General features: G+C 62.8%; 20 protein-coding genes. 18 read left to right on the plus strand and 2 right to left on the minus strand.

Annotation, left to right across the window (positions count from 1 at the left end):
* Position 1: 1 nt before the first annotated feature.
* From tssF to ACPFMA_RS01975, 13 genes are all read left to right on the plus strand, one after another.
* A complete protein-coding gene (tssF, locus tag ACPFMA_RS01915; RefSeq protein WP_420059508.1) occupies positions 2–1,768 on the plus strand; it encodes a type VI secretion system baseplate subunit TssF in 1,767 nt (588 codons plus the stop codon).
* Entirely contained in the window at positions 1,732–2,751 is a 1,020-nt protein-coding gene (gene tssG / locus ACPFMA_RS01920) for a type VI secretion system baseplate subunit TssG (protein ID WP_425929585.1), read from the plus strand. Before tssF ends, tssG begins: the two co-directional genes overlap by 37 nt.
* A complete protein-coding gene (gene tagH, locus ACPFMA_RS01925) occupies positions 2,748–4,079 on the plus strand; it encodes a type VI secretion system-associated FHA domain protein TagH (RefSeq protein ID WP_420059506.1) in 1,332 nt (443 codons plus the stop codon). Before tssG ends, tagH begins: the two co-directional genes overlap by 4 nt.
* On the plus strand, positions 4,079–5,086 hold the full coding sequence (tssJ, locus tag ACPFMA_RS01930) for a type VI secretion system lipoprotein TssJ (protein ID WP_420059505.1): 1,008 nt from the start codon (positions 4,079–4,081) through the stop codon (positions 5,084–5,086). The genes tagH and tssJ overlap by 1 nt, the downstream gene beginning before the upstream one ends.
* Positions 5,083–6,420 carry a type VI secretion system baseplate subunit TssK gene (gene tssK / locus ACPFMA_RS01935; protein ID WP_425929586.1) on the plus strand — a complete coding sequence of 446 codons (1,338 nt, stop codon included), beginning with the start codon at positions 5,083–5,085 and terminating at the stop codon, positions 6,418–6,420. Before tssJ ends, tssK begins: the two co-directional genes overlap by 4 nt.
* Before the next feature lies 1 nt (position 6,421).
* Positions 6,422–7,288, plus strand: a complete 867-nt coding sequence (gene icmH, locus ACPFMA_RS01940; protein ID WP_425929587.1) for a type IVB secretion system protein IcmH/DotU — start codon at positions 6,422–6,424, stop codon at positions 7,286–7,288.
* Positions 7,289–7,409: 121 nt separating this feature from the next.
* A complete protein-coding gene (locus ACPFMA_RS01945) occupies positions 7,410–7,934 on the plus strand; it encodes an Hcp family type VI secretion system effector (RefSeq protein WP_064301236.1) in 525 nt (174 codons plus the stop codon).
* A gap of 300 nt (positions 7,935–8,234) precedes the next feature.
* Entirely contained in the window at positions 8,235–10,136 is a 1,902-nt protein-coding gene (locus ACPFMA_RS01950) for a type VI secretion system Vgr family protein (RefSeq protein WP_425929588.1), read from the plus strand.
* Complete coding sequence (locus ACPFMA_RS01955) at positions 10,133–11,008, plus strand: DUF4123 domain-containing protein (RefSeq protein WP_425929589.1); 876 nt, start codon at positions 10,133–10,135, stop codon at positions 11,006–11,008. The genes ACPFMA_RS01950 and ACPFMA_RS01955 overlap by 4 nt, the downstream gene beginning before the upstream one ends.
* Before the next feature lie 22 nt (positions 11,009–11,030).
* On the plus strand, positions 11,031–13,643 hold the full coding sequence (locus ACPFMA_RS01960; protein ID WP_425929590.1) for a T6SS effector BTH_I2691 family protein: 2,613 nt from the start codon (positions 11,031–11,033) through the stop codon (positions 13,641–13,643).
* A 1-nt stretch (position 13,644) separates the two neighbouring features.
* Positions 13,645–14,823: a DUF6708 domain-containing protein gene (locus tag ACPFMA_RS01965; protein ID WP_425929591.1), complete on the plus strand. Its 1,179-nt coding sequence runs from the start codon at positions 13,645–13,647 to the stop codon at positions 14,821–14,823.
* Positions 14,820–15,080 (plus strand): PAAR domain-containing protein, encoded by a 261-nt coding sequence (locus tag ACPFMA_RS01970; RefSeq protein WP_425929592.1) that lies wholly within the window; start codon positions 14,820–14,822, stop codon positions 15,078–15,080. The genes ACPFMA_RS01965 and ACPFMA_RS01970 overlap by 4 nt, the downstream gene beginning before the upstream one ends.
* Before the next feature lie 413 nt (positions 15,081–15,493).
* Complete coding sequence (locus tag ACPFMA_RS01975; RefSeq protein ID WP_425929593.1) at positions 15,494–15,802, plus strand: hypothetical protein; 309 nt, start codon at positions 15,494–15,496, stop codon at positions 15,800–15,802.
* Positions 15,803–15,820: 18 nt separating this feature from the next.
* Here the strand turns inward: ACPFMA_RS01975 and ACPFMA_RS01980 are convergent, their stop codons facing one another.
* Positions 15,821–16,240, minus strand: a complete 420-nt coding sequence (locus tag ACPFMA_RS01980) for a DUF3010 family protein (protein WP_425929594.1) — start codon at positions 16,238–16,240, stop codon at positions 15,821–15,823.
* A 7-nt stretch (positions 16,241–16,247) separates the two neighbouring features.
* The gene (locus ACPFMA_RS01985; RefSeq protein ID WP_009404066.1) at positions 16,248–16,655 is read right to left on the minus strand and encodes a lysozyme inhibitor LprI family protein; all 408 of its coding nucleotides are present in this window, start codon (positions 16,653–16,655) and stop codon (positions 16,248–16,250) included.
* 181 nt (positions 16,656–16,836) lie between these two features.
* Between ACPFMA_RS01985 and ACPFMA_RS01990 the strand changes: the two genes are divergently transcribed.
* From ACPFMA_RS01990 to ACPFMA_RS02010, 5 genes are all read left to right on the plus strand, one after another.
* Positions 16,837–17,340 (plus strand): sigma-70 family RNA polymerase sigma factor, encoded by a 504-nt coding sequence (locus tag ACPFMA_RS01990; protein WP_009404067.1) that lies wholly within the window; start codon positions 16,837–16,839, stop codon positions 17,338–17,340.
* A complete protein-coding gene (locus ACPFMA_RS01995; RefSeq protein WP_425929595.1) occupies positions 17,333–18,415 on the plus strand; it encodes a FecR family protein in 1,083 nt (360 codons plus the stop codon). Before ACPFMA_RS01990 ends, ACPFMA_RS01995 begins: the two co-directional genes overlap by 8 nt.
* Before the next feature lie 252 nt (positions 18,416–18,667).
* Positions 18,668–21,496: a TonB-dependent receptor plug domain-containing protein gene (locus tag ACPFMA_RS02000; RefSeq protein WP_425929596.1), complete on the plus strand. Its 2,829-nt coding sequence runs from the start codon at positions 18,668–18,670 to the stop codon at positions 21,494–21,496.
* Between the two features lie 25 nt (positions 21,497–21,521).
* Positions 21,522–24,326: an insulinase family protein gene (locus tag ACPFMA_RS02005; protein WP_425929597.1), complete on the plus strand. Its 2,805-nt coding sequence runs from the start codon at positions 21,522–21,524 to the stop codon at positions 24,324–24,326.
* Positions 24,323–25,990: an ABC transporter ATP-binding protein/permease gene (locus ACPFMA_RS02010; RefSeq protein ID WP_425929598.1), complete on the plus strand. Its 1,668-nt coding sequence runs from the start codon at positions 24,323–24,325 to the stop codon at positions 25,988–25,990. Before ACPFMA_RS02005 ends, ACPFMA_RS02010 begins: the two co-directional genes overlap by 4 nt.
* Positions 25,991–26,031 lie beyond the last annotated feature (41 nt).

The raw sequence follows: 26,031 nt of genomic DNA on the forward strand, positions 1-26,031 counted from the left end.
GATGTCACTGAAGAGCAAGTTCCGCGAAGAGCTGGATTACCTGCGCCGGCTTGGCCGGGTCTTTTCGCGCAGGAACCCGCAACTGGCGAGGTTTCTCGGCGACGAGGCATCCGACCCGGATGTCGAGCGGCTGCTGGAGGGTTTTGCCTTCCTGACAGCCAGGCTGCGCCTGAAGATCGAGGATGACTTTCCCGAGCTCACCCATTCCTTGCTGCAACTGCTGTGGCCGAACTACCTGCGTCCGCTGCCCAGCGCCACCATCATGCAGTTTCCACCCGTGGATCGGTCGGTCACCGTGCGCCAGCGTATCGCCAGGGGCACACGCGTCGGCTCGCTCGATGTCGATGGCGTGGCGTGCCAGTTCCGCACCTGCTCGCACGTCGATATCTATCCGCTGCAGATCAGCGAAATCAGCGATGTGCATTCGCTGGAGAAATCGACGGTGCGCGTGGACCTCGCCACCCTGAGCCAGAACCCGCCGGATACCTACGACTGCGACCGTCTGGATTTCTACCTGAGCGGCAGCGACTACTGCGCCAGGACGCTGTACCTGTGGCTGTCCTGCTACCTGGACCAGGTCCGCATGGAGTGCGATGGCCTGGTCCGGCACATTCCTGCCGGGCAGGTTGTGTTTCCCGGGTTCAGCCCGGACGAAGCCTTGCTGCCCTATCCGAAGAACGCCCTGGATGGCTACCGCATCCTGCAGGAGTACTTCCTCTTTCCCCGACGCTACTTCTTCTTCGGGCTCACCGGCCTGCGTGCCCTGTGGCCTGGCAGCAGCACGCAGCGCATCCGCCTGGAGTTCCGCTTCACCCGGCCCATGCCCAACGACATCCGCATTCGGACCGGGGACATGGCCTTGTACTGCGCGCCTGCCGTCAATCTCTTCGAGCAGGATGCCGAACCGGTCAGGCTGACCGGCAAGACCCTCGATCATCGTGTGCGCCCGGCGAGCCAGCGCCCCGATGCCTACGAGATATTCAGCATCGACCGTGTCGACGGCTGGAAATGCGAGGCCTCCGATCAACCTGGCACCTGGCTGCGGACCTACCAGCCGTTCGAGTCGTTACGCCACCAGATCGACTTCGAGCGAGGGCAAACCGTTCTCTACTACCGCACCCGCATCGCCCAATCGCTGTTGGACGCCGGTGTCGAGCACCGGGTTTCATTCGTGCGCGGCGATGAACAGCACTACATCGGGCGGAATGAAACCGTTTCCTTCTCGCTGACCTGCAGCAACCGCGACCTGCCGCAGGCCTTGGCCGTGGGCGATATCTGCGTACGCACCGCAGACATGCCGACCTTCGTCGAATGCCGCAACCTGACCGCGCCGACCCCGTCGTACCGGCCAGTGCTGGATGGCGACCTGCTGTGGACTTTGATCTCCAACCTGTCACCCACCTACCTGTCGTTGCTTTCGGCCGAACCCTTGAAGGCCGTCATCCGCGCCTATGACTTCGCCGCCCACCACGACCTGCAGCGTTCCCGCGCCACGCAGATGCGCCTCGGCGCCCTGCAGGACGTGCAAACCGCGCCGATCGACCGGATGTTCAAGGCTCTGCCCATCCGTGGCTTGAGCACCCTGGTCAAGCTCGACCAGGACGGATTCTCCTGCGAAGGCGACCTGTACCTCTTCGGCACGGTGTTGAGCCATTTCCTCTCCGTGTACGCCAGCATTTCCTCCTTCCACGTGCTGGAAGCCATCAATCTCAAGAATCAGGAGCATTACGCATGGCCGATGCGCAGCGGCACGCAGCCCCTGATCTGAGCGGGAACCTGCTCGGTGCCGCCCGAGAGTACGACTTCTTCTGTCTGCTCGAGCGCCTGCATGGGCTGCATGATGACGACCTGGAATCTGCCGATGCCTACGCCGCCGAGCGCCAGCGTATTTGCCTGAGCAATTTCGCCGGTGTCGGGTTTCCCGCCTCGGACGTTGCCCTGGCCCGGCGTCTCGATGATGCACTGCCGCACCAGTACCTCGTGCAGGCAACCTTCCTCGGCATGCACGGACCCGATTCACCGTTGCCGTCGTATTACCTCGAACGCCTGGCCTACGAGGCCGGGCAGGGTGAAGGAATGCGCCCGGCGTTCTTCGACTTCTTCAACCACCGCCTGCTTACCCTGCTGCATCAGGCCTGGCGCAAGTACCGGCATTACATCCGCTTCCGTCCGGGGGCGAGCGACCGGCTTTCGCAGCGCCTCTTCGCCCTGGTCGGGCTCAAGGACAACGCCATTCGTGGCGTCACCCCGATTGCCTGGAGCCGCCTGCTCAGCTTCGCAGGTGCCGTGGTGCACCGCAGCCGTTCACCGGACATGGTCGCCGGGCTTGTCGCCCATTGCTTCGATCTGCAGGACGTCAGCCTTCGCGATTTCGAGCTGCGCGACACCGATATCGAAGCGTCCGCCCGTACCCGGCTCGGGCGGCGCAACGGCTGCCTGGGCGAAAGCTTCCGCCTCGGCGCCAGGGTCCGCACGCGGCACTGCAAGTTCACCCTGGTCATTTCCGACCTGTCGCAGGCGCGCTTTCGCGAGTTCCTGCCCAAGGGCGAGAACTTCGAACGGCTGCGGATGCTGATTGCTTACCTGCTGCGCGACCAGACCCCTTGCGACCTCGAGTTGCGGCTGCGCGCCAACGAAGTTCCCGCCTTCAACCTTGGGCGCGACAGCGGTTGCCAGCTCGGCTGGACCAGTTTCCTCGAACAGCCGCAACGGCGCACGCCTCCTCCCGTTCGACTCACGGTACGCACATGACTCTGGATAACGCCAATCGGCGCCTGTTGCTGGTAGTGGACAACCCCCAGGTGCTCCAACAGGGCAGCACTCCCCGGCACCTGTTCGACGCCAAGGGCGGCAGCATCGGATCGCAGCATGCCAGTTGGACGCTGTCTGACCGCCACGCCGCGGTCAAGCCGCGACACTGCGAGGTCCGCTATCGGGACGGTGGGTTCATGGTCATCGATCGCTGTGGCGAGACTCGCGTCAACGACCAGACGCAACCGCTCGGCACCGGCATCGGCGGCAAATTGAGCGATGGCGACACGCTGCATATCGGCCCGTACCAGATCTCCGTGCACCTGGGGAGTGACCTCTGCGAGGCGGACGATCCCGACAGCCATGGTGCCGCCCTGGGCCAGGTGTCCGGCGAGTTCATGACCGCGCTTCCGGAAGCCGCGCCGCAGGAATTCGACGGCGAACCGAATCAGCCAGCAGGCCAGGCCGGGTTCCAGGCACTCGGCGAGCGTCCTGGACCTGACGGCCTGCTCGACCCCCTCAAGGCGCTCGACGTCGCCAGTGGCGGCCCGCCGGACAGCCTCGATTCACATCACTACGGGCATACGCCGATGGCCGCCCAGGCCGACGTCGCCACGACCCGGTCCGAAGCCGTCTACGGCAACCCCATGCACGCCCCAGGAGAAATCTTCATGTCGCAGCAGGATAGCCAGCACCCCGCCGCCCAGGACTGGATTCAACGCCAGTTCTCCGGCCAGGCACAGCCCGCAGGACTGGTCGAGCCGTTGCTGGACGGTATCGGCGCAACCGTCGGAACGGTGGACGAGCTCGATGCCTATGCACTGCTCAACGAGGCGGGGCGCACGATCGGGGCCCTGATTCGTGGCCTTGCTGCGCTGAATGTTCCCGCTGCCGATGACCGGCAGCGCATTTCCCTGGCCGGACGCACGCTGCAGCCCATCGAGGACAATCCGTTGCGCCTCGGGCAAGGCTACCCGGAAACCGTGCGGGCACTGTTCGCTGCCGAGCGCAGCGTTGTCCACCTGTCGCCTTCGGCTGCGGTGGAAGAGTCGCTGGAGCAGATCCGCCGCCAGCAGATCGCCATGCACCAGGCCATCAGCGCGGGACTGGCCGCGTTGCTGCAGGCGTTTTCGCCCGAGCAACTGGAGCAGCGGTTCCAGCGCTATCGCCCGGCGCGAGGCGGACAGGCGGCGACGGCTGACTGGGCCTGGCACATGTATGGCCACTATTACGAGGAACTGAAGTCCGGCCGGCAGCAAGGTTTCGACAAGCTATTCTGGGAAGTCTTCGAGCAAGCCTTCGACCAGGCTTTGCGCGCGGAGGCATGATGAGGCAGGTCATCACGCTCCTGCTGGCCGCAAGCACGCTTGGCGGCTGCAGCACGGTGGGCAACGTGCTGAGCAAGAGCGGCCAGGTGCTGATGAACCCATCCATCCAGGTCGGGACAGCTCATGAGCAACTCTCGCAGGTTGCCCTGAGCCTGTACGCCAGCCCGGACGTCAATCCCAATCCGCTCAGCCTGGCGTCGTTCGCTGCCGGTGACGAGGCCCTGGCCGCGCCACTGGACATGGAAGGACTGGGGCCATTTGCGGTCAATCTGCGCAGCGCCAGCCAGGACGAACTGATCGGGCATCTGCGTGCCTTGACGGAACATTTCGAAAACCAACGAAACAACGTCGCCGGCGCACTTGCCGTGCGCCAGCGCCTGGCCATTCCGGGGCTGGTCGTCGATGAGCACGCACCGCCGATGACCCTCGGCAAGTCGCAGCCCGAGACGCTGTTCACCGACAGCAGCGCATCACGCTGGCCACAGCCCGCGAACTGGTTGCTGCACAAGGGGCAAGCGTTGCCTTCCCGTGAAGAGCAATCCCGGGCCGACCTCGATCTTGGTCAGTACGGCCATGGCCCGGCGTTGGCCCGGGCTGCCGAGGCGCGGGCGATGCCGGGCAACGCCACCCCGGTCGGCTTCCGCGTGTTGCAGTTGAAGGACGACTCCATGCTCGAGAACGCCGATCCCGAACGGCTGCGCAGCGCACCGGAGAAGGCCTTGGGCAGCACGCTGCTGGCCGCCGACGACTACATCCTCGTGCCCGGCCAGTTCAAGTTCGTCGAGTTCGCCGATGTCGATGAAGACACCCGCTACATCGCGGTGGTCGCCGATTTCCACGATCCCAATGCCGAACGCTGGCATGACGTGTTCCGCATCGAATCGCGCGGCCGCAAGTACCCGCTCATGGTGATGCTGCAGGGCAGCCGCGTCGCGATCACCGATGAAAGCTACCGACCCGCACCCGACCCTGCCGGCGTCCGCAACCCTGCGAGATCCTACCGATGACCACCCGTAATCCCGTCGTCTGGGGCGAAGGCCTCTTCGTCAAACCCCAGCACTTCCAGCAGGCCACCCGTTACCTGGAGCACTGCATCCACGCCCGCAGTGGCAGCCGCTACGGGTTTGGCTTCAGCGAGCTGGAGCTGAACCAGGAGTTCCTCGCCTTCGGCAAGATCGCCATCGTTCGCGCCCGCGGCATCATGCCGGACGGTACGCCGTTCGATATTCCCCATGACCAGCCGCCACCGGATCCGCTGGCCATTCCCGATGCCAGCGCGGCCAACCAGGTCGTGTACCTCACCTTGCCGTTGCGCTCGGACGGCACCGGGCAGGTGCGCTGGCCGGATAGCCAGGACGACGCCCGCTACCTGCTGCGCTCGGAGGAGGTCCGCGATACCCATAGCCACCAGGGTGACCACGCGCCGCTGGACCTGGCCGTGCCGAATCTGCAACTGGCCCTGGAACGCGATGACCGCAGCGCCTTCACCAAACTGGCGCTGGGGCGCATCCTCGATCTGCAGCCGGATGGCAGCCTGCTGATGGATACCGGCTTCTACATTACCGGCCTGCACCTCCACGCCATTCGCCCGCTGGCGCACTTCATGGAGGAAATTTCCTCGCTGATGCACGAGCGGGCCAAGAGCATCGCCCAGCGCATCGGTTCGCCAGGGCAGTCGGGCGTCGCGGACTTCACTGACTTCAGCCTGCTGCAGGCGCTCAACCGCTGGCAGCACCTGTTCCGCCATCTGGCCCGGGATCCGGATGTACGGCCGCTGGATGCCTACCTGGCGTGCGGCCAGGCGAGCGGTGAACTGGCCACCTGCATCGACGAGTCGCGGCTTGCGCCCGAATTCCCCGCGTACCAGCACGACAGCCCGAAAAATACCTTCCTCATGGTGGAGCAGACCCTGCGCCGGCTGCTCGGCACCGTGCTGCAACCCCGCGCCATGTCCCTCCCGCTGGTGCGGCAAGCGCACGGCATGCTCACCGCGCAGGTCAACGACGACAGCCTGATGGACGGCGCCGACTTCATCCTCGCGGTGAACGCCCGCATGCCGCTGGAAAGGATGCGCCACCTGTTCCTGCAGCAGGCCAAGGTGGCCTCCCAGGAAAAACTGCCCGAACTGATCCGCCTGCAACTGCCCGGCATCCCCCTCAGCCCGCTGCCCGTAGCGCCGAGGCACCTGCCGTTCCACGTCGGCTTCACCTACTTCCAGCTCGATCGCACCGCGGCCAACTGGCCAAGCCTGATGCCCAAGGGCGCGAAGAGCTTCGGCTTCCATATCAGCGGCGACTTCCCGGAGTTGCAGTTGCAGTTCTGGGCTATCAGGAGTCAGTGAGATGAGTACTTCCATCAAGATTGGCAGCGACCAGCCTGGGTCGGGGGAGGCCAACCCGCCCGACTCCGCCCGGGAGGATCTGCCCCTTGCAACACCCGCCGAGAGCGTCGAGGGGAAGGTCAGGATGTGCTACGGAACGACGAGCAATTCCGACCAGGATCCCGACCTGCAATTCCAGTTGCGCGGTCACAGCCTCAACCCGTTGATAGATGCTGCACAACCGCTGCTTGGCCTGGTGATACGCCTGCGTCGGATCGACGAGTGTGGCGATGTAACAGAGCTTTATATGACCGTCCGCGAGCAGATCACTGCTGTCTCCGAGGAGATCCGTCAACGGGGTTACGACGGCGTTACGCAACTGGCCTACCGCTACGCCCTCTGTACATTCATCGATGAAGCCGTCATGGCCACTGCATGGGGGCGCGCATCCAGTTGGCCGCATCGCTCCCTGCTCAGCTACCACCACAACGAAACCTGGGGCGGCGAGAAATTCTTCACTGTCCTTGCGCGCATGCAAATGGACCCGGAGCGCTACCGCGACGTCCTGGAGTTCAAGTACCTGTGCCTGTGCCTGGGCTTCGAGGGCAAGTACGGCCTGCAGCACAACAACCGGGAAATCCTCAACGGGATCATCGGCAAGCTGCATCGGGTGCTGCGCTCACAGCGCGGCGACACGCCCGAGCGCCTGACCGAAGTGCCGGAGCACGTGGCATCGCGGCGCTACCGCCTGGCACGGCAGTGGCCGCTGTGGACGCCATGGGCCATTGCCGGCGTGCTCCTGCTCGGCAGCTATCTGGCGTTTTCCATCAGCCTCGGCAACTCCACGCGAGAGGTGCTCGAGTCCTTGGAGTTCATTCTCAAACCATGACTTTCGGGCCGCTCGAGCAAGGCCCGCAAGCTTGAAGCAGCCGTTGCTTCAAACCCTTCGCCATCAGTGATGGCGCGACGGCCCACAAGGCCTTCAATTCAATGAAACAAGGAAGCGAACCATGTCTTTGCCTGCTTATATCTCGATCACGGGCCAAACTCAGGGACTCATAACCAATGAAGCCTCCAGCCAGGAATCCCTCGGCGCCTCTTCCATAGAAGGGCACCTGGACGAAATCCTGGTTCAGGAGATCCATCACGAGATCAGCACACCGACGGATCCGCAAAGCGGCCAGCCTACGGGCAAGGCCGTGCATGGCCCGCTGACGTTTACCACGATAATGACCAAGGGCACACCGCTGTTGTATCAGGCCCTTGCTGATGGGGAATTGCTGCCCAAGGTGGTGTTGAAGTGGTACCGCCCATCCGTTGAACGGATGGCCGAACATTTTTTCACCATCGAACTCCAGGACGCCTACATCGTTGGCATAACGGCAGTGCTACCCCACGCCCAACTGATGGATAACGACAGAACCCGTGAGCAGTTAAAGGTCGCTCTGTCCTATCGCAAGATCACCTGGAAGCATGGGCCCGGCACTACCGAGGGCTCCTACGACTGGCGACAGCCAAAGGAAAAGCAGGATTGAGCACCGGTCTCGTCTGACGACCGGCGCAGCAATGCGCCGGTTTCTCCTACATGCAAAGGATCGTTGGCCCTGTCACGGGCTGATAAGGATTTCCCATGCCTGCCCAATCCGACCTGAGCTTCACCTTCACCGCAGCAGCCGGTGAATTCGAGGTCGTCGAATTCCACCTCACCGAGGCACTCTCCGAAACCTTTCGCCTCGAAGTCGACCTGAGCAGCACCGATGCCGCCGTGAAATTCGGCGAAATCCTCGACCGTCCCGCGCTGTTCACCCTCTGGCAGGGCGGCCAGCCCGTGCGCTATGTCCCATGGCCTGGTGAGTTCCTTCCAGCAGGGCGAAACCGGTTTCAGCCGCACCCGCTACCGCGCGGTCGTCGAACCGCGCCTGGCCCGCCTGCGCCTGTGCTCGGACTGGCGCATCTTCCAGACCCTCAGCGTGCCCGACATCGCCAACGAGATGCTGAAAAAGCACGCCCTCACCCTCGACTACGAACTGCGCGCGGCCAAGCCCCACACTGTCCGCGAGTACTGCGTGCAGGCCGGCGACACCGACTATCACTTCGTCGAACGCATCATGCGCGAGGAAGGCTTTTTCTACGGCTTCCTGCACAGCGAGGAAGGCCATCGCCTGATCCACTGCGACTACCTGTGGATCTTCGGCAAGCAGCCCGGCCCGCCGGTGGAATACAACCCCAAGCCCGGCGCCGACCGCCCGGGCCCTGCGCTGCACCGCTTCACCTACAGCGAGAACGTGCGCAGCGCCCGCCAGGTGCAGCGCGACTACAGCTTCAAGAACCCGAAATACACGGAACAGAGCACGTACAAGGCCACGGACCTTGAGCACCAGGCGGACAGCTACGAGCGCTACGACTACCCTGGTCGCTACCGCGGAGAAGAGCCCGGCGAGGCCTTCAGTCGCAGCCGCCTGCTCGGCCTGCGCGGGGACGCCTGCCAGGTCATTGCCGAGGGTGACGACGCCCGGATGGTGCCGGGCCTGTTCTTTGACATGGTCGGCCACCCCCGCGACAGCATGAACCGCGGCTGGCGCCCGGTGCGCCTGGAGCACTGCGGCAAGCAGTACGTCAGCCAGGAAGAGGAAAGTGCCGAAGCCGACCGCGGCACCCACTACAACTGCATCGCCACGCTGGTGCCACACGAGGCCGAATGGCGCCCCGAACCGCTGCCCAAACCTCGCATCGACGGCCCGCAGCCGGCCACGGTGGTGGGGCCGAAGGGCGAGGAAATCTATTGCGATGAATACGGCCGGGTGAAGGTGCAGTTCCCGTGGGACCGGTTGGGCAAGGAAGACGAACACAGCTCCTGCTGGATACAGGTCTCGCAGAACATCGCCGGTGCGCTGTGGGGGCATATGGCGATCCCGCGCATCGGTCAGGGCGTGATCGTCAGCTACCAGAACGGGGATGCCGACCAGCCAGTGATCACCGGTCGATGCTACACGGCAATTCAGCGCCCGCCCTATGAACTGCCCGCCAACAAGACGCGCATGACCCTCAAGAGCCAGACCCACAAGGGCGACGGTTTCAACGAGCTGAGCTTCGAGGACGAGGCCGGGCAGGAAGAGGTGTTCATCCATGCCCAGAGGAACCAGAGGAACGAGGTCAAGCACGACGAAACCACCCACGTCGGGCACGACCGCAGCGAGCGGGTGGATAACGACGAGAGCCTCACCGTCGGCCACGACCGCCACGACACCATCGGCAACGATGATCGTTCGGACATTGGCCATGACCAACTGACCACGGTCGGCAATGACCAGACATTGGTCATCAAGCGTACCCAGCAGATCTCCATTACCCAGGATCGTGTCGAGGAAATCGGCAACAGTCGGGTCGATAAGATTGCCGCTAACCACAGTGTCACTGTTGGCGGCCATGTCGAGCTGGCGATCCAGGGGCATCACCAATTGCAGGCGGCACAAGCCATTCGCAATCACACGAAAGCCTACGAATGCACTGCGGACTCGATTCGCTGGAGTACCCCGGGCGGCGTTCTCACGCTCGATGCGGCCGGTCTTCGTTTCAATGGTGCTGCCGTGGTTTACAAGGCCGGTGCAATCGACCTGGCCAACTCCGGTGAAGGCACACCGAATGACCTGACTGGCGTCCTGAACAAGGGTGAGCCGATCTGCGTTGGCTGCTGGTTGAAGGCGTCCGCCGAGCATCAAGCATTGGTGAAACTATGAACACATTGGAAGACCAGATTCAGGACCAACTCGATGCGATTGGGCCGCGAGCGCATTTGGTAGCTGTATGCGACATAGCCGAACTCGACGAGGAGTTGCGTAACGCAGTGCGTGAACGCTTTGCAGGGGATACCTTCCCGTTGTTGCGAGACCCGGCCTGGAGTGCCTTGCATCCTTACAGCCCTGTGCTGTTGGGCGCAGCGTCAGCCGACAGTAGAGGACACACCAAGTTGCTCGGAACTTTCCTCGGCAGTTTGCGTAACGCGCTCCACGGGTGGATTGTCAGCACGGTTGCTCCCGAGCGCCTTGTCGATCACTTTGCCCAGGCTAACGTGGCTCGCGGTCCGGACGGTGCCGCTTACCTGCTGCGTTACTACGACCCTTGGGTATTGCCGGTGCTGTATCAGGAAGCTCCGCGAGAGTGGTGGCGAGCGTTTATTGGGCCCGTCGCCTCGTGGTGGGTTCCGAAAGGCGACACCAAGGTGCTTCGTTGGGGCAAGGTTCCCGGCCCGGGGGATTCCAATCCCACGTCATTGTCGCCGCTGATGATCGACCAGGCTTTATGGCGGGAACTTACAGGTGACTCCCTGCCGCACCGGCTCTTGAGTTCGGTAGAGACGCAAGCTCCGGATCTGTTCGACAACCCCTGCCGTGGCGTACGTCTGGCCCGCATAGAAATCCTTGTGAGCAATGCGCGCAAAGCCGGTTTGTCCACCCACGATGATCTCCACGACTACGTCTTCCTTTCCCTGGCTCAAGGAGCGGCGAACCTGGCGGCCGACCGTTGCTGGCTCACGGCCATGCGCGCCGCAGTCGCAGGTGAAGGTCGTCTGGGCGACCTGTATTCCGCTGCTTGCCGCCGGCAAGCCTAGCTTTAGAAGGAGGTAAATCCACATGTCCAATCCCTCCCGCTCCTTGAGCGAAATCCTCGACCTCAGCCGCGAAGCGGCCAACCGCACGCGCAGCGACGAGCCTGCCAGCCCCTGTGTCAGTTGCAAGCGCAGCCTGGTCATCCTGCCGCTTCGCTACGGCGTGGTCTCCGGGCAGGACCGTAGCCTTGTTGAACGGCTGGCGCCTGTGCTTCCCGCGCATCTGGGCAAGAAACTGACTCTTCCTCTCACCCACAGCCGCTATGCCGTGCGCAGTCTGCGCGAGGGCTACGTGTATGTACTGGTCCAGCGCATGGGCAAGAAGTACTCGTGCGAGTCCGCTTATCGGGTACATGACACGGGGTTGTTGCAGCCAATCTTTCCCTACGACCCAGGCTTGCCGGTAGGTGGTGTGGCTGCGCTGGGCGGATGGACGCTGACCGTGGGTGATCCCGACGACGTGGACGAGGCCCGGTTGCTGTTCACTCCGGACCCGCTCAGTCGCGACATGCTGGATCGCTATCTGGAGGTGAACCTCGAACGGGAGCGTCTACAGAAGTTCGACCTGCGTACCCTGGCCAATAGCTGCGGGATCTTCCCGGACGCGGTGACGCCGTCGCAGGTGGACAGTGTCGTTGCGGAGTTTCTGGCAGGTGACGACGCCGCCGCCAAGGCGTTGCTGGAGAAACAGGCATTCCCGCCGTTTCGCAACGCAATTGCCCCTGGGGAAAGCCCAAAGGATATGGATTCCGTTTACCGCAATGCCCTCGACAGTCTGATGGAGGGTAAAGGTATTGCGGTGGTGCTCGATGACCCGATCGGCATCGTTCAGGAACTGAATGCGTGGCGCAATGACGCCATCGAGATAACGTTGCCTTGGCTGAAGACCGAGGATGAGCACGGCATCAGCAATGAGCGCCGGTATGCGGTGGCCGAGGCGCTGGACGATGTGAAGAACGCCATGCAACTGGGGTATGTGGAGAAGGCTGTCGAGAAGGCCGCAGACAAGCTCAGGGCCGACAAGACGCAGCACCTGATGAACTCCCGTTTTGGTGCCACCCTTGGAACGCTGGACGAGCAAAGCGCAGAGTACGATCCAGAGCAAGTGCGAAGCCGGGCCGAGTCTGACAAGGAGTTCGTCTTCGACAAGTACGAGAAGATGCTCGACTGGAAGGCCAAGGAGCGTGTCCAGGCTGAGTTCGCCAGGCAGGATCGCCTGGCCCAGGAGGAAATGGACAGGCGTGCGGACGATCACCTCGCCTGGCTGGACAGCGAGCTGCTGGAGCGGGCGTTCGACGTCTACGACCGCAATGATCCGGTCTGGGGACACGCATTTGCCAGTCAGGTCGCCCTGTGCGTGCTCGGCATGAATGCAAGCAGCAAGGGCGCCGCAAAGCTGGCGACGTGGTGGTCGGACACCGACATCTCCAAGGGCAACCTGGCCTGGCGTGCCCTGACCCGTAATCAGGCCCAGATCGCGAAGGAGACCCGCGCGGCGTTCGCTGCTGCGGGCCAGGCCAGCGTCCTTACCGTCGATAACCTTGTCTCTGAACTGGAGAGCGCCAGCGATTGGTTCCAGAAGGTCGCCGATCTTATGAGTAAGGCGGATGCGGCGGTACAGATGGCTGTGGTCGGTCAAAACCATCGCTGGTTTGACGTGCGGCGATTGCCTCTCGGGCTTTCGCTGTTCACCTCTATTCACCAATACCTGTTGAGGCTGCTTCCGGCTAACGCGGTGGATCGCCGGCTGCTAAGTCCGATGCTTGGTTTCATTCATGCTGGGTTAGGGGGGGTGACCACCCGAATCCGTTTACGCGAGTTGGCGCTGGCTGGAGTAACGGCCAATCCAAATCGGGTATCGGGACAGGTGAATGCCCATATGACCCGGCTGCGCGACACCCTGATGCAGGAATTCCAGAACGGCGGCAAGGGAGAGTTCTACCAGTTGCGTGGTGGTGTGCTATTGGCATTGCTCGAGGGGATCATCCTTTGCATCAAGGCCCCGAAAAAGGATGAGGGTGACAAGGAGTATCTGGAGTACCTGGCTGCCGTCCTGATTACTATCGCGGCTGGAGTCGAGGCGGCAGCGATGGGGGTGGAGTTGGTTGCGGAAAAGTATAAGTCTGCGAGCGTTATTGGCCGGGGTGCTGCAGTTTCGCTTGGAGGGTTGCGGTTAGTGGGAGGGAGTTTGGCAAGTGTTGGTGGTGGCATGCTTGCATATGTCGATTATAAAGATGGTAAATCCGCTATCGATAAAGAATATAACGCGCTTGGGTATGCCTACTATGGGCGAGCGGTCGTGTCGCTAGGAATCACCGGGTTAAGTGCTCTTCTGTCCGTATCATACACGGGCCCATTGCTCGGATTGATATTTAACCGGCGCGCCGGTTTTGTACTTGCAGTAGACGCAATTAGTGGAGTTGCAATGCGATCTTTGCTGCTGAGGATAATAGGTGTTGGGACGTTGGCAACTATTGCGTTGACTGTGGCAATAGCTTTTCTTGCTCCCGAAGAAATGGAAGAGTGGTGTTGGCATAGCTGTTTGAAAGAGATCGACTCAAATGATTTTTTCAAACCCTTCAGGGATCAGGAGACAGAGCTAACTAAGCTTTATCAAGCATTAAAGGCGGTGGGCTGAAATGTATTGGATCGAATGGATGCTCTGGTATGTACAGACCTCGACTTATGAGGCTAAGCAGTGGCAGGAAAAATTAGAGAAAATTATTGAAATAAATCGACGAGAAGTACGCAAGGGAAGGCGAAGAAAAATCTTCGAAAGGGCCAGTGAAAGCCCTTCGGCGGAAGGTTCGGTTTATGAGGTGAATGAAAGATACATTGAGATCAGCGCTGGCGAGTCTCAAGAGCGTCGAGGGGTGATTACCTATATGACGCTATCAATTATTTTTTTTCTGAGCTTAATTGTAGGTGACGCGGTTGTTCTGAATGAGGTGTGGTTTACCGGTATTCATCATTCTCTAGGGACTGCTGCTTCAACGAGCAGTTATGTACTTGGGCTGGGAATGTTTTTGATGGCTGGCTTTATGTTGTATGTCGTTTGTAGGTATGCACGTATATTCATATGCCTCGAAAACTTTGTTCAACGCCGAATGCTGATCCGCTTCAACCGGGTTACACGCCAGGTCTATTTGCACCGCCCTCGATTCGCCGGTGGCGTAACGGTCTTTGATTGGGAGCAGGTAGCTGTCGAGACCGGAGCAGGAGAAGAAGATTCGGCAAACATCGGTAGAAAGCTCATCTTATCCTGGGGCCCCAGCATGCCGGAGTTGCCCCATTTTCATCTCGTTTTCGTCGGTAAACGCGCCGAGGGCACCAGCGATATCGTCAACCTGTGGGAGTTCATTCGTCGCTACATGGAGGAAGGCCCGCAGTCAGTACCAGCGCCAAAAAAATTACTCGGTAAGGTCCCATGGCCTTGGTTGTCGGTAATAGCTTCCTTGAGTTTCTTCAAACCACTGTGGCGCGCCGGGTTGCGTTGGCAGGTCGCCTGTATTGTGGCGCTGGCCTCTCCAGCCTTGGCATTACATTCCGTAGGTCACTGGATATCGCTGCTGCTGTGCTGGGAACCTCGCTGGCCGCGGATCATTCGTGAAGCAGGCCTGCCCGGAAAGCCTGTTCCTGCTCTCTCCACTGCTGCTGACTGGCCGCCACTGCCCAAGGTGGAGTCCAAAGAGAAGCGACCGAGACGTACGCGCAAGTCGTTGCCGGCCGACGTGCATTTAGCTGAAAAAGAGTCGAAGACCATCCCAGGGGTTCACTTCGAAGACGAGCCGGATACTCAACGCCAGGAGTCGAAATGAGTCGTCCCTTCATCGTGCTGGGCGATACCAGCAGCCATGGCGGCAGCGTGCAGAGTGCAACTACCGGGTTCACGGTCAACGGAGTTGCCGTAGCGGGACATGGCGACTCGTTTGACTGTCCTGTGCATGGGCCGGTCGCTATTCAGGCACCGGGACGCGGGATGCGGGCTAATGGCAGAACCCCTGCGCGTGATGGTGATACTGCGTCCTGCGGGGCCTGCTTGATCGCCTCGCAGAAGGGCGTCAAATGGGATTGAAGGCCTGTATTCATTGCTGGTTGAGTTGCTCGTTCCAGCAGCACGGGCGAGGTGGTGGTCAGAAGGCGGCAAGCTCGCCATAAATGGCTACGAAACTTCACCGATCTCCGACTTTCTTGTAGGCAATTTCCCAAGCATACTGCCGCGGTTTATCAGTCGTTGCGTGCTGGGGAAATGCTGCCTAGTCTTGCTGCCGTCGCTGATGTATGGCGACCGGTTTTGACAGACCGATCAATAGTGAATCCACAGTACCCATTCCTGCGTGCTACACGGCGGGATCAATGGCGGCTGTGCGTGGGGCGCACTCGTTGCGCGCCGGGTTCCTCTATTCTCGGTCTGTCAACCCATGCACAGCTGCCACCATTCGTTTGACAGCGAATTGATTGCAGTTCGATAAACAATAGAGGGTTGTCATGAAAAAGATCGTCCCCGATCCGCCCGCTCCATCCTCACGCGGTGTCACCGCTCATACTCACTTCGCCTGCTGCGATGGCGATCATCCACCGCTATTTGCCGTCTGTGCTGGTGCGGAATTCGACAAGGCAATGGTCCACCTCATCGTGATGCTGCGCTCCGCCTACGAAACCAATCTCCAGGCTTGCGACACAGTCAAGGACAACCATCTGGCGGGGATGCTCTGGGCTACCCAGCACACCCTGGAGGCTTCCAGGGCATTGGCCGAGTCGATGATGAAGGGAATCGAGGGTCAGGCACGGGTTTGACCCCGTCTTGAAAAGCCCTCAGCGATGTGTCAGTAGCACCGAGCAAGCACTCTTCCACGCCTCATGCTGATACTTGTTGAGGGCCGCCGGAGGCGTAAGGTCATGCTTCTTCCCCTGCGCCGCAATCGTCTGCGGCGACACCAGCAGCACCTCGCACCCTTGCAGCAACTGCAGCAGCCCTTCCAGCTTGAACGTCACCGGCCCACCGGCGAAGTCGCCTTTCTTGCTGCGCTTCTTGATCGCTACATGAGTCACGCCGTGTTCACTGACAAACGCCTGCACACGGGCTAAAAACTCGCGGACCTGCCCGGCATCCTCGTCATCCTCGATGCCGATCTTCTTGATGGCGCTGGGCAGATGCACCGGTTGCCCGGCGTCCAGGCTGGCCAGGGCCAGCAGGGCTTCGCTGCCCTTGAGTTCGATACCGCACGTAATCATGGAAGTCTCAGTCGGAAGTCGGCAGGCCGAGGGATTGCAGGTATTCGGAGCGGTCGTCGTTGCGCTGCGCCATGCAGGTGTTCTGCGCGGCGTCGAAGGCCTTGCCTGCGGGGATGTCGTAGGTTTCGACCTTGCAGTCGGCGTCACGCAGTTGTTTCCAGATCGTTTCGGCTTCGTTGAGGCGCTTGCTCAGTTCGGCGATTTTCGCGGCCTTGCCGGCGTATTGTTCCTTGATGCGGTCCTGCAGGTCGGCGAAGGCGGCGTCCAGCTCGCGCTCGGAGGCGGTGCGGCTGTAGCGGGCGCATTCGTAGTTCTGCTGGTCGGTTTCCACGTTGTCGCATGGCGTGCTTTCTTCTTCGGCAGCGTGGGCACCGACGGCCAGGGCCGCGAGCATCAGCAAGACCATCGATTTCATCAAAGTCATCTCCCAAAGGGCCATTAAAGGGTCTATGGACGGCGATTCTCGCTCTTTGCCAAGGCAAAGAACAGGGAGCATAGATGAAGGTTTTGGCGGTTGTTATTGATAATGATTATCGACTGCCGGTAACATCGCCCGCCCATGCCTCCGGGCGACTTTTTCGACAGGCAGCCGAATCGTGGCGGACGACAAGCTGAAGCTTTACCTCGCGCATCGCGCGGCGCTGCTGGATTATGCGGCGCCCATCGTCGGCTGCCGGTCGCGGGCCGAGGATGTGGTGCAGGAAGCCTGGCTGCGTTTCAGCCGCCAGGAAGAAGACGCCGCGATCCGCCATCCGGCCAGTTACCTGTACCGCATCGTGCGTAACCTGTCCCTCGACCTGACCCGCCGCAGCGCCACGGAAAAGGTCCAGCCCGGTGGCGACGAGATCCTCGCCGAACTGCCGTCCAGCAGCGCTTCGCCGGAGCGCGAGGTCAGCGGCCAGAACGAACTGGCGGCGATCAGCCGGGCGCTTGAAGAATTGCCCGAACGCACGCGCCTGGCGTTCGAGATGCATCGCTTGGGCGGCTTTACCCTGCAGCAGGTGGCGAGCCATCTGGATGTCTCCACCAGCCTGGTTCACCAACTGGTGCACGACGCCCTGCGCCATTGCCTGGAACGCCTGGAGCCGGACGATGAGTGAGCGCCGTGACGATGAGCTGGAAAAATCGGTGTCTGCCGCGTCTTTTGCCGGAGACGGGGCGCCTGTGCGACCCTTGCCGACCTTTTCTGCCTTTGGAGACATGCCCGACATGACGTCAGCGGACAGCGCCACCCGGCGCCGCGACCAGGCGCTGGACTGGTTCCTGCGCCTGCAGGCGGCCCCCGGCGATGGGCAATTGCGCGCCGCAATGCAGCAGTGGTGCGCCGCCGACGAGGCCAATGCCAAGGCCTATCGCAAGGCCGAGCGGATCTGGCAACTGAGTGCGCAACTGGCGCCGACCACCCAGGCGCAATGGCCGGCCGAGCCGGTGCTGGCGCCGGTGGTGGCCCTTCCGGTACGGCCGAAGCGGCGGCGCTATTGGCTGGGTGGGGCGATTGCCGCGTGTCTGATGATCGCCCTGGCGCCGTCCCTCAGCCTGCGCATGCAGGCGGACTATCGCACCGGCATGGGCGAAACCCGCGATGTCACCCTGGCCGACGGCAGCCTGGTGCAGATGGACAGCGACACGGCGATCGCCGTCGAGTACGCCGGTGATCGGCGCGATGTGAAGTTGCTTCGCGGGCAGGCGTTTTTCAAGGTCTCGCCGGACAAGAGCAAGCCCTTCCATGTGCGCGCCGAGGCGCTGGAGGTCACGGTGACCGGCACGGCGTTCAACGTCGATGTCGGTGCCGGGCAGATGCGCGTGGCGGTGCAGGAAGGCTCGGTCAAGGTCGATGACTGGCGCGCGGCGAAGGCGCTGGCGGCGCAGTTGAAGCCGGGTGAGCGGCTGGAGTATCACGAAGGGCAGGCCCGGGTGGATACATTCGCCCCGGGGCAGACGGCGGCCTGGCGCAATGGCCAGGTCATTGCCGATGACACGCCGGTCAGCGAGGTGGTCGCTCAACTGCGCCGCTATACGCCAGGGCTGGTGGTGCTGCGCAACGATGAACTGGGGCGCAAGCGGGTGACCGGCGTGTATGACCTGCGCAAGCCGCAGGCGGCGTTGCGTGCGGTGCTGCAGCCCCATGGCGGCAAGGTCGAGGCTTATGGGCCTTGGGTGATCGTGCTGCGCTGAAACTTCTTCATTCCTCCTTTCGGGCCTCATCGCTGGCCAGCCAGCTCCCACAGGGACTGCATGCACCGGACCCTGTGGGAGCTGGCTTGCCAGCGATGAGGCCATCAGCAACACCTCAAAAATCCCCTCGCGAAACTTTTTCATCTTTTTTCTGAAAATCCCCCGCGCTACCCCGTCTTTTGCTCCGCGCGCAGCAATGAGATCGATTCGTATTAATTTTTTCCGGGAATTGCCCGGGTCGGGGAGCGTGTTATGTCTCAGGTGTTTTGCCCGGTGCCGCAAGGCCGGGGCGCTTGGTTGTCGTTGAAACGCGCTGCGTGCGGTGGCTTGCTGGGCCTGGCCTGCCTGGGGGCGCAACTGCCCTTGGCGCTGGCCGATGAGGTTGCCAGCCAGTGGCCGAACCAGGTCCACAGTTTCGACATCCCGGCCCAGCGTCTGTCCAGTGCGCTGGTCGCCTTCGGCCAGCAGAGCGGCCTGCAGGTGACGGTGGATGCGCAGTGGCTGCGCGATCACCAGTCCAACCCGGTCCAGGGCCGGATCGACAGCCTCGGCGCGCTATCGATGCTGCTGGCGGGCAGCGGCATTACCTGGGACTACAACGATGGCGTGCTGAGTTTCCGCCTGCTGGCCGAAGCCGCCAATGGCCAGTTGGAACTGCATGAGACCCTGGTCCTCGGCAACACCGAGGAAAACAGCTACCAGGGCGCTACGGTGATCAACCACAAGGCGGTGCAGAACTTCCCCGGGGCCAACGGTGACATCACCAAGCTGCTGCAGATGCACCCGGCGGTGCAGTTCAGCGGCTCTCAGCAAAGCTCGAACAATCCCGGCGAAATCGACCCGGCGGATATCAGCATCAATGGCGCCAAGTTCTGGCAGAACAACTTCATGATCGACGGGATCTCGATCAACAACGATCTCGATCCCGGCGCCCATGGCTACAGCGAATCGCGCCAGTTCGACGCGGCGCCGAGCCGCTCCTACGGCATCGCCCTGGATGCTGACCTGCTGGAAGAAGTGAAGGTCTACGACAGCAACGTGCCGGCCGAGTACGGTGGCTTCAACGGCGGCGTCATCGACTCCATCACCCGCCGGCCGACCCAGGATTTCCACGGCAAGTTTTCCTACGCCTTGAGCCGCTCGGAGTGGACCAAATACCACATCACCGAAGCCGACCAGAGCAACTTCGACAGTTCCACCGACGAGCAGTACACCCCGGAGTTCGAGAAAACCACCCTGCGCGGCACCCTCGAAGGTCACCTGACCGACAATTTCGGGGCGATCTTCAGCTTCTCCCAGCGCCGTTCGACCATGCCGCTGAACCTCTACGATAACAACTACACCAGCCCCAACAACGACAGCCGCGAGGACCAGACGCGCCAGCTCGACAGCTACCTGCTCAAGACCTACTGGGACGTCAACGACCGCCTGACCCTGGAAACCACACTGCTCAAGGCACCCCAGGAAAACACCCTGTTCCGCGCCAACTACTTGGACTCGAAGTACACCAATATCAATGGCGGACAGCAGGGCGCGATCAAGGCGACCTGGGAAGGCGACAGCGCGCGCTGGACCCACACCCTGGCCTACACCGACCTGTATAGCTCGCGCCGCGCCGATGCCGACGACATCATCAACTGGTACTACTCCGAGGCGAAGAACTGGGGCAACCCGACGAGCAACAGCTCCCGCAGTGGCGAAGGCTCCTTCGGCAATCTCGACCAGACCCAGAAGGGCCTCGACTACAGCCTCAAGGTAGACTGGGAAACCCTGCGCTTCGCCGGGGCCAACCACGCCTTCACCGCAGGCCTCGATCTGGGCCAAAAGAAAGCCACCTGGGAGCGCAAGGAAACCGGACAGGGCGTGTCCGGCTTCACCCGCGACAAGGGCACCAGTTGCGCCAACGACGACCCCTGGTGTTCGGTGAGTCCGCTGCGCAACGGCGATACCCGGCAGTGGGCCAACCTTCGCACCGAATATGGCGCGGGCAAGATCCAGGTCGAGGAAACCACCTGGGCCCTGTACGCCCAGGATGCCATCCAGATCGGCAAGCTCGGCCTGCGCCCCGGCGTGCGTTTCGAAGGCGACGACTACATGGACCAGAAAACCTTGTCGCCGCGCTTTGCTGGTGACTATGACTTCTTCGGTGACCGCAGCACCGTGCTGGTCTTCGGTGCCAACCGCTACTACGGGCGCAACCTGTTCAAGTACCGCCTGGCCGACGGCCGCCAGGCGATGAACACCCTGTACCGCCGCGCCACCCAGACTTCCGCCTGGGTCGGCAGCACCAACCTCAACACCACGCGCTTCTCGACCCTGGACATCCCCTACGACGACGAACTGACCCTGGGTCTCGAACAGCGCTGGCTCGACACCGACTTCAGCCTCAAGTACGTGCACCGCAAGGGCCACGACAAGATCGTCAAGACCAACGTCCGGGTCCTCGGCGAAGACCCGCTGGCCGGCTACACCACGCTCTACACCAAATACACCAACGAAGGCTCCAGCGAGAGCGACAACGTCAGCCTGACCATTACTCCGGTCCAACCGATCCGCGTGCTCAACAGCCTGACCAGCTTGCAGGTGGCCCTGAACTGGTCGCAAACCAAGGACGCCTACGGCAGCTACGACAGCTCGGTGGACGCCGACGAGTACGACAACAGCGACGTGATCTACAAAGGCTCGCGCATGCCCTACAACGAGCTGCCGGCCAGCGACTTCAACCGGCCGTGGACCGCACGCCTGAGCACTATCACCGAGATCCCGCAGTGGAACCTCACCATCAGCAACTTCTTCCGCTATCGCGGCGCCTACGAGCAGATCATCGATACCGGCAGGGACGTTGATGTCGGTGGCGAATCCCTGGCGGTCTACGACGTGGCCAAGGTCAGCCCGGCGCCGACCTGGGACCTGAAGGTGAAATGGGAGATCCCCACCGCGAAGGAGCAGGCGCTGTTCATGGCGGTGGACGTGACCAACGTCACCGACCGGGTCAACACGATCGTCTCCAGCAGCTCCACCGCACGTACCACCTACGAGATCGGCCGCCAGTACTGGCTCGAGGTCGGCTACCGCTTCTGACTTTCCTCACCGTGGAATGAACCTGATGAACAAGATCCTTGCGAGCCTGCTTGGCCCGCTGCTGCTCGGCGCCTGCGCCACGTCCCAGGCGCCCGACGAGGCGCTGCCCTGGGATGCCGCTGTGGTCCGCGGCACCCTGTCCAACGGCCTGGAATACCGCCTGGTGCGCGATGCCAGCCAGGCCAACCGCCTCGACCTGCGCCTGACCGTGCAGGCCGGCTCGGTGGACGAGGAGGCCGATCAGGTCGGCGTTGCCCACCTGGTCGAGCACCTGACGTTCTATAGCCATGGCGGCGACACCGATGACCTGCGTCAGCGCATGACCAGCCTCGGCTGGATCCAGGGCCGGCACTTCAACGCGGTGACCAGCTACGACCGCACCCAGTACCTGCTCAGCCCGCCGTCCGGGGTGAAAGAGGCTCCGCAGGCGCTGGAAGCGCTGTCCGACCTGGTCTTCGCCATGGACTACGATGCCGCCGACCTGGAGCGCGAGCGCCCGGTAGTGATCGAGGAATGGCGCGGCGGGTTGGGCGTGGCCCAGCGCATGAACGAGCAGCGCATCGCGTCCCAGCGTGCCGGCTCCCATTACCCGGCGCACCGCACCATCGGCAACGAGGGCGCCATTCGCAAGGCCAGTGTCGAAGCACTCAAGCGTTATCAACAGCGCTGGTACGTGCCGAACAACATGATCCTTTCGGTGGTCGGGGATTTCGAGCCCGTCGAACTGGCGAAGCAGATCGAACAGGCCTTCTCCGCACCGCTGGCGGGCCCTCTGCCAGGTCGAGAGCAACGCGAATTGCCGCTGGGCGACAGGCTCAAGGTCTTCCGCCTCCAGGATCCACAGTCCGGCAGCAACCAGGTGGCGCTGCTGTTCCGTTTGCACGAGCCGGACAGCCGCGGCACCACCCGGGCCGCCATGCGCGAGCGACTGATCGATCGGATGGCGCTTTCCGCCCTGATCACCAGCCTGCGTCGGCAACTGCCGCTGGATGGCGTGCGCAGCCTGACCGCGCAGAAAACCCTGATCGGCGAGCATTCCACGGTACTTGGCATCGCCGCCGGGGTGGACGGCCAGCAGCATCGCCGGGCCCTGCAACAGTTGCTGGGCGAGATCGAGCGCCTGCGCCAGCACGGTTTCACCGAAGCCGAAATGCAGCACGAGCGTGAAGTCATCCAAAAGCTGGGTGAGAAAGCCCTGGCCAAGGATGGCTCGCGGGACTTCCAGCAGTGGGTCGAGCAACTGAACAACGCTGCCGTGCAGGACAAGCCCGTCGTGGCGAAGCATGCGGCGGCGCAGCGTTACCTCGAGGTGCTCGGCAGCATCGACCGGGACGACCTGAACCAGCGGCTGTGGCGCTGGCTCGCCAGCCGCGACCGGGTGTTGCAGCTCAGCGCCCCCGGTGTGACGCCGCTGGAGCTGCCGACGGTGGCCGAGGTGGAACGATTGCAGGACTCCATCGCCCATACCGCGCTGGCTGCACCGAAACAGCAAGCCGCAGAGAGCACCAGCAAGCCCCTCGCCGAACTGGTCATGCCGGCGCTGCCGGCGCCAGGCAGCATGGTAAAGCGCAGATCGTTCGCCGAAGAGAAGGTCGAGCACTGGTCGCTGGGCAATGGCGACCGGCTGGTCTGGCTGCGGGCCAATGCCGAAGGCGGACGTTGGTCGCTGCAGGCGGATTCGACGGCGGGCTACAACCTGGCCGACCGACCGGTCTGGCGTACCCAGATGACCACGCAACTGGCGACCCAGAGCGCGCCGGCCGGGATTTCCGCCGAAGCGTTGGACGCTTGGCGCAAGGCGCGGAAAGTGACCTTGGGCGTCGAGCAGAAACCCCAGCGCCTGCAACTGAGCCTGAACGTCACGCCGGGCGAGGGTGCGCTGGCGGACCTGCTGCAAAGCTATCGCCTGAGCCAGGTCAATGTCCGTATCGACCCGGCGGCCTTCAGCGAGGCCCGGGAAGAACTGCTAAAACGCCTGCAAAGCCGTCTGGACGATGTGCGCGAGCGCGAAGCGTCGAGCATGCGCCGCCTTATGTACGGGCGCGATAGCTGGCAGGCGCCGGATGCTGCGGCCTTGCGGGCCCTGGATGCTGCCGCGCTGGACAGTGATTGGCAGCGCCTGTCCGCGGCACCGGTGACCTACTACCTGATGGCCGATATCGAGCCGGAGGCGCTCGAACAGGCAGTGCTCGCCCATCTGGCGAATATCCCCAGGGGCAAGGCCCTGAATCCCGCCGCGGCCTCGCAGAAACCGGGCCGGCGCAGCGAATCCCTGGCCATTGCCCTGGAGCCCCGCGCGGTATTCCAGGCCAGCAGTTTCAGCGAACAACCCTGGAGCCCGCAGGCGGCGGCGCGGGTCGCGGCCTTGCGTGATCTCGCCAGCCTGCAGCTCAAGCAGCGCTTGCGTGGCGAAGCGGCGGGGGTGTACCGGCTGAAGTTCGACAGCGAGCTGAACCCCGACACCGGTCGTATCGAAAGCCGGTTGAGCTTCACCTGCGATCCGGCCCGGGTCGATGAGCTCTGGGCCCTTGCCCAGGATGCCCTGGATAAACTGCCGGGGGCGGTGAGCGCCGAGTGGGTCAAGGGCGAGCGGGCGGAGTTGGCCAGGCAGGAAAGCAAACGCCGCGACGACCCGGCGACGCAACAGCGCCGCCTGGTCCTGAGCGAGCGCCACTGGGGCGATCCGCGTTACCTGAGCAGCCAGGCGCGGCTGCCTGAAGGCCTGAACAGCGGTGCATTGAAGGCCATGGCCGGGCAGTTGTTCCCCCGCGCCAACCAGGTCCAACTGCGCCTGTTGCCATCCCCGGCAGCGCAGGACCAGGCCCTGTGAACGCCCTGCGTGCCTTCTGGCGCCTGTCACGGCCCTTCTGGGCCAGCCGCCGGCAGTGGCCGGCCTGGGTGATGCTTGCCGGGGTGATCGGCATGGGCTTGCTGGTGGTGCAGATCAACGTGTGGATCAACGCCTGGAGCAAGACCTTCTACGACACCCTCGGCGCCTTCGACACCGACGCGCTGTATGCACTGATGGGCCAGTACTCGCTGTATATCGGCGCCTACGTGCTGATCTACGTGTACCTCGACTGGCTGCGCAAGGGCCTGGTGATGCGCTGGCGCCAGGCGATGACCGAGCGCCTTGCCGCCGACTGGCTCGGCGACCAGGCCTTCTATCGCCTGGGCCTGGGCAACGAGCCGGACAACCCGGACCAGCGTATCGCCCAAGATGTGGACATGATGGTGGACCTGAGCATCGAGCTGGTGGCGTCTTTCGTCATCAATCTGGCCCAGGTCGGCGCCTTCGTGGTGATTCTCTGGGAACTGTCCGGGACCCAGACCTTCAGCCTGTTCGGCACGGCGTTCAGCATCGACGGCTATCTGGTCTGGCTGGTGCTGGCCTACACATTGCTCGGCAGCCTGGTTACCCATTGGGTCGGCAAGCCGCTGCACCACCTCAACTACGAACGCGAACACCGCGAGGCGGACTTCCGTGCCAGCCTCCTGCGCAAGCGCGACCATGCCGAGCAGATTGCCCTGTACCGCGGCGAAGCGGTGGAACGGCGGCAGTTGTCCGGGCATTTCCAGGCGATTGCCGACAATTGGCGGCAGCTGATGGGGCGCGAGCGCAACCTGAGCCTGTTTACCGTGGCGTTCGAGCGGGTCAGCCTGATTATCCCGGTATTCGCCGCCTTGCCGCTGTTCCTGGCGAAGACCATCACCCTGGGCGGGCTGATGCAGATCCGCAGTGCGTTCACGGCGGTGCAGGGCTCGCTGAGCTGGTTTATCAAGCTGTACCCCAAGCTGGTGCGCTGGAGCGCGGCGTTGCAGCGCCTGGAGCAGTTCGAGCGGGCGATTGCCGCCAGCCGCCAGCAGGTTCGCGAGGTGCCGGCAGGGGCCTGCCTGTGTACCGAAGGGCTAGTGGTGTGCCAGCCAGACGGCACCGTACTGCTGGACGGGCTGGATGTGCGGGTGATGCCGGGGCAGTGGGTACGCCTGGACGGGCGCAGCGGGCTTGGCAAGTCGACGCTGCTGCGCACCTTGCAGGGTCTGTGGCCCTACTGCCGGGGCCAATGGCAGTTGCCGCCAGGGCGAAGCCTGTTGTTGCCGCAGCAGCCTTATCTGGCGCGAATGTCATTGCGTGAGCTGCTGGCGTATCCGGACACGGCTCTGCCCAGTGACGGTCGACTTGCCGGGGCGCTGGACAAGGTCGGGCTCGCCGCGCTGGCCGCACGGCTGGACGACACCTGTGAATGGCAACGCGCCCTGAGTGGCGGCGAGCAGCAGCGCATCAGCCTGGCCCGTGCCTTGTTGTACAGGCCGCAGACGCTGTACCTGGACGAGGCGACCAACCAACTGGATGACGACAGTGCCCGGGGCCTGTTGAAGATGCTCAAGCGGGAGTTGCCGGGGTGCACGGTGGTGGCGGTGACGCACCAGGTGGTGTTGGCGGGGTTGTTCGAGCGGACGGTGATGCTGGAAGGGGAGGCTGTACCTGCATAGTGGTTGCTGCTGATGGCCCTATCGCTGGCAAGCCAGCTCCC

It is taken from the genome of Pseudomonas sp. NyZ201 (genome assembly GCF_049860765.1).
GTDB classification, from domain to species: Bacteria; Pseudomonadota; Gammaproteobacteria; order Pseudomonadales; family Pseudomonadaceae; genus Aquipseudomonas; species Aquipseudomonas bharatica.

What these genes read in the sequence shown, in the direction of transcription:
- tssJ (WP_420059505.1), top strand. Translation starts at nt 4,079, where the DNA reads ATGAGGCAGGTCATCACGCTCCTGCTGGCCGCAAGCACGCTTGGCGGC.
- ACPFMA_RS01960 (WP_425929590.1), top strand. Translation starts at nt 11,031, where the DNA reads ATGTCCAATCCCTCCCGCTCCTTGAGCGAAATCCTCGACCTCAGCCGC.
- tssK (WP_425929586.1), top strand. Translation starts at nt 5,083, where the DNA reads ATGACCACCCGTAATCCCGTCGTCTGGGGCGAAGGCCTCTTCGTCAAA.
- ACPFMA_RS02005 (WP_425929597.1), top strand. Translation starts at nt 21,522, where the DNA reads ATGAACAAGATCCTTGCGAGCCTGCTTGGCCCGCTGCTGCTCGGCGCC.
- tssG (WP_425929585.1), top strand. Translation starts at nt 1,732, where the DNA reads ATGGCCGATGCGCAGCGGCACGCAGCCCCTGATCTGAGCGGGAACCTG.
- ACPFMA_RS01985 (WP_009404066.1), bottom strand. Translation starts at nt 16,655, where the DNA reads ATGAAATCGATGGTCTTGCTGATGCTCGCGGCCCTGGCCGTCGGTGCC.
- ACPFMA_RS01995 (WP_425929595.1), top strand. Translation starts at nt 17,333, where the DNA reads ATGAGTGAGCGCCGTGACGATGAGCTGGAAAAATCGGTGTCTGCCGCG.
- ACPFMA_RS01975 (WP_425929593.1), top strand. Translation starts at nt 15,494, where the DNA reads ATGAAAAAGATCGTCCCCGATCCGCCCGCTCCATCCTCACGCGGTGTC.
- ACPFMA_RS01955 (WP_425929589.1), top strand. Translation starts at nt 10,133, where the DNA reads ATGAACACATTGGAAGACCAGATTCAGGACCAACTCGATGCGATTGGG.
- ACPFMA_RS01970 (WP_425929592.1), top strand. Translation starts at nt 14,820, where the DNA reads ATGAGTCGTCCCTTCATCGTGCTGGGCGATACCAGCAGCCATGGCGGC.
- ACPFMA_RS01945 (WP_064301236.1), top strand. Translation starts at nt 7,410, where the DNA reads ATGTCTTTGCCTGCTTATATCTCGATCACGGGCCAAACTCAGGGACTC.
- ACPFMA_RS01950 (WP_425929588.1), top strand. Translation starts at nt 8,235, where the DNA reads ATGTCCCATGGCCTGGTGAGTTCCTTCCAGCAGGGCGAAACCGGTTTC.
- tagH (WP_420059506.1), top strand. Translation starts at nt 2,748, where the DNA reads ATGACTCTGGATAACGCCAATCGGCGCCTGTTGCTGGTAGTGGACAAC.
- icmH (WP_425929587.1), top strand. Translation starts at nt 6,422, where the DNA reads ATGAGTACTTCCATCAAGATTGGCAGCGACCAGCCTGGGTCGGGGGAG.
- tssF (WP_420059508.1), top strand. Translation starts at nt 2, where the DNA reads ATGTCACTGAAGAGCAAGTTCCGCGAAGAGCTGGATTACCTGCGCCGG.
- ACPFMA_RS01980 (WP_425929594.1), bottom strand. Translation starts at nt 16,240, where the DNA reads ATGATTACGTGCGGTATCGAACTCAAGGGCAGCGAAGCCCTGCTGGCC.
- ACPFMA_RS01965 (WP_425929591.1), top strand. Translation starts at nt 13,645, where the DNA reads ATGTATTGGATCGAATGGATGCTCTGGTATGTACAGACCTCGACTTAT.
- ACPFMA_RS02000 (WP_425929596.1), top strand. Translation starts at nt 18,668, where the DNA reads ATGTCTCAGGTGTTTTGCCCGGTGCCGCAAGGCCGGGGCGCTTGGTTG.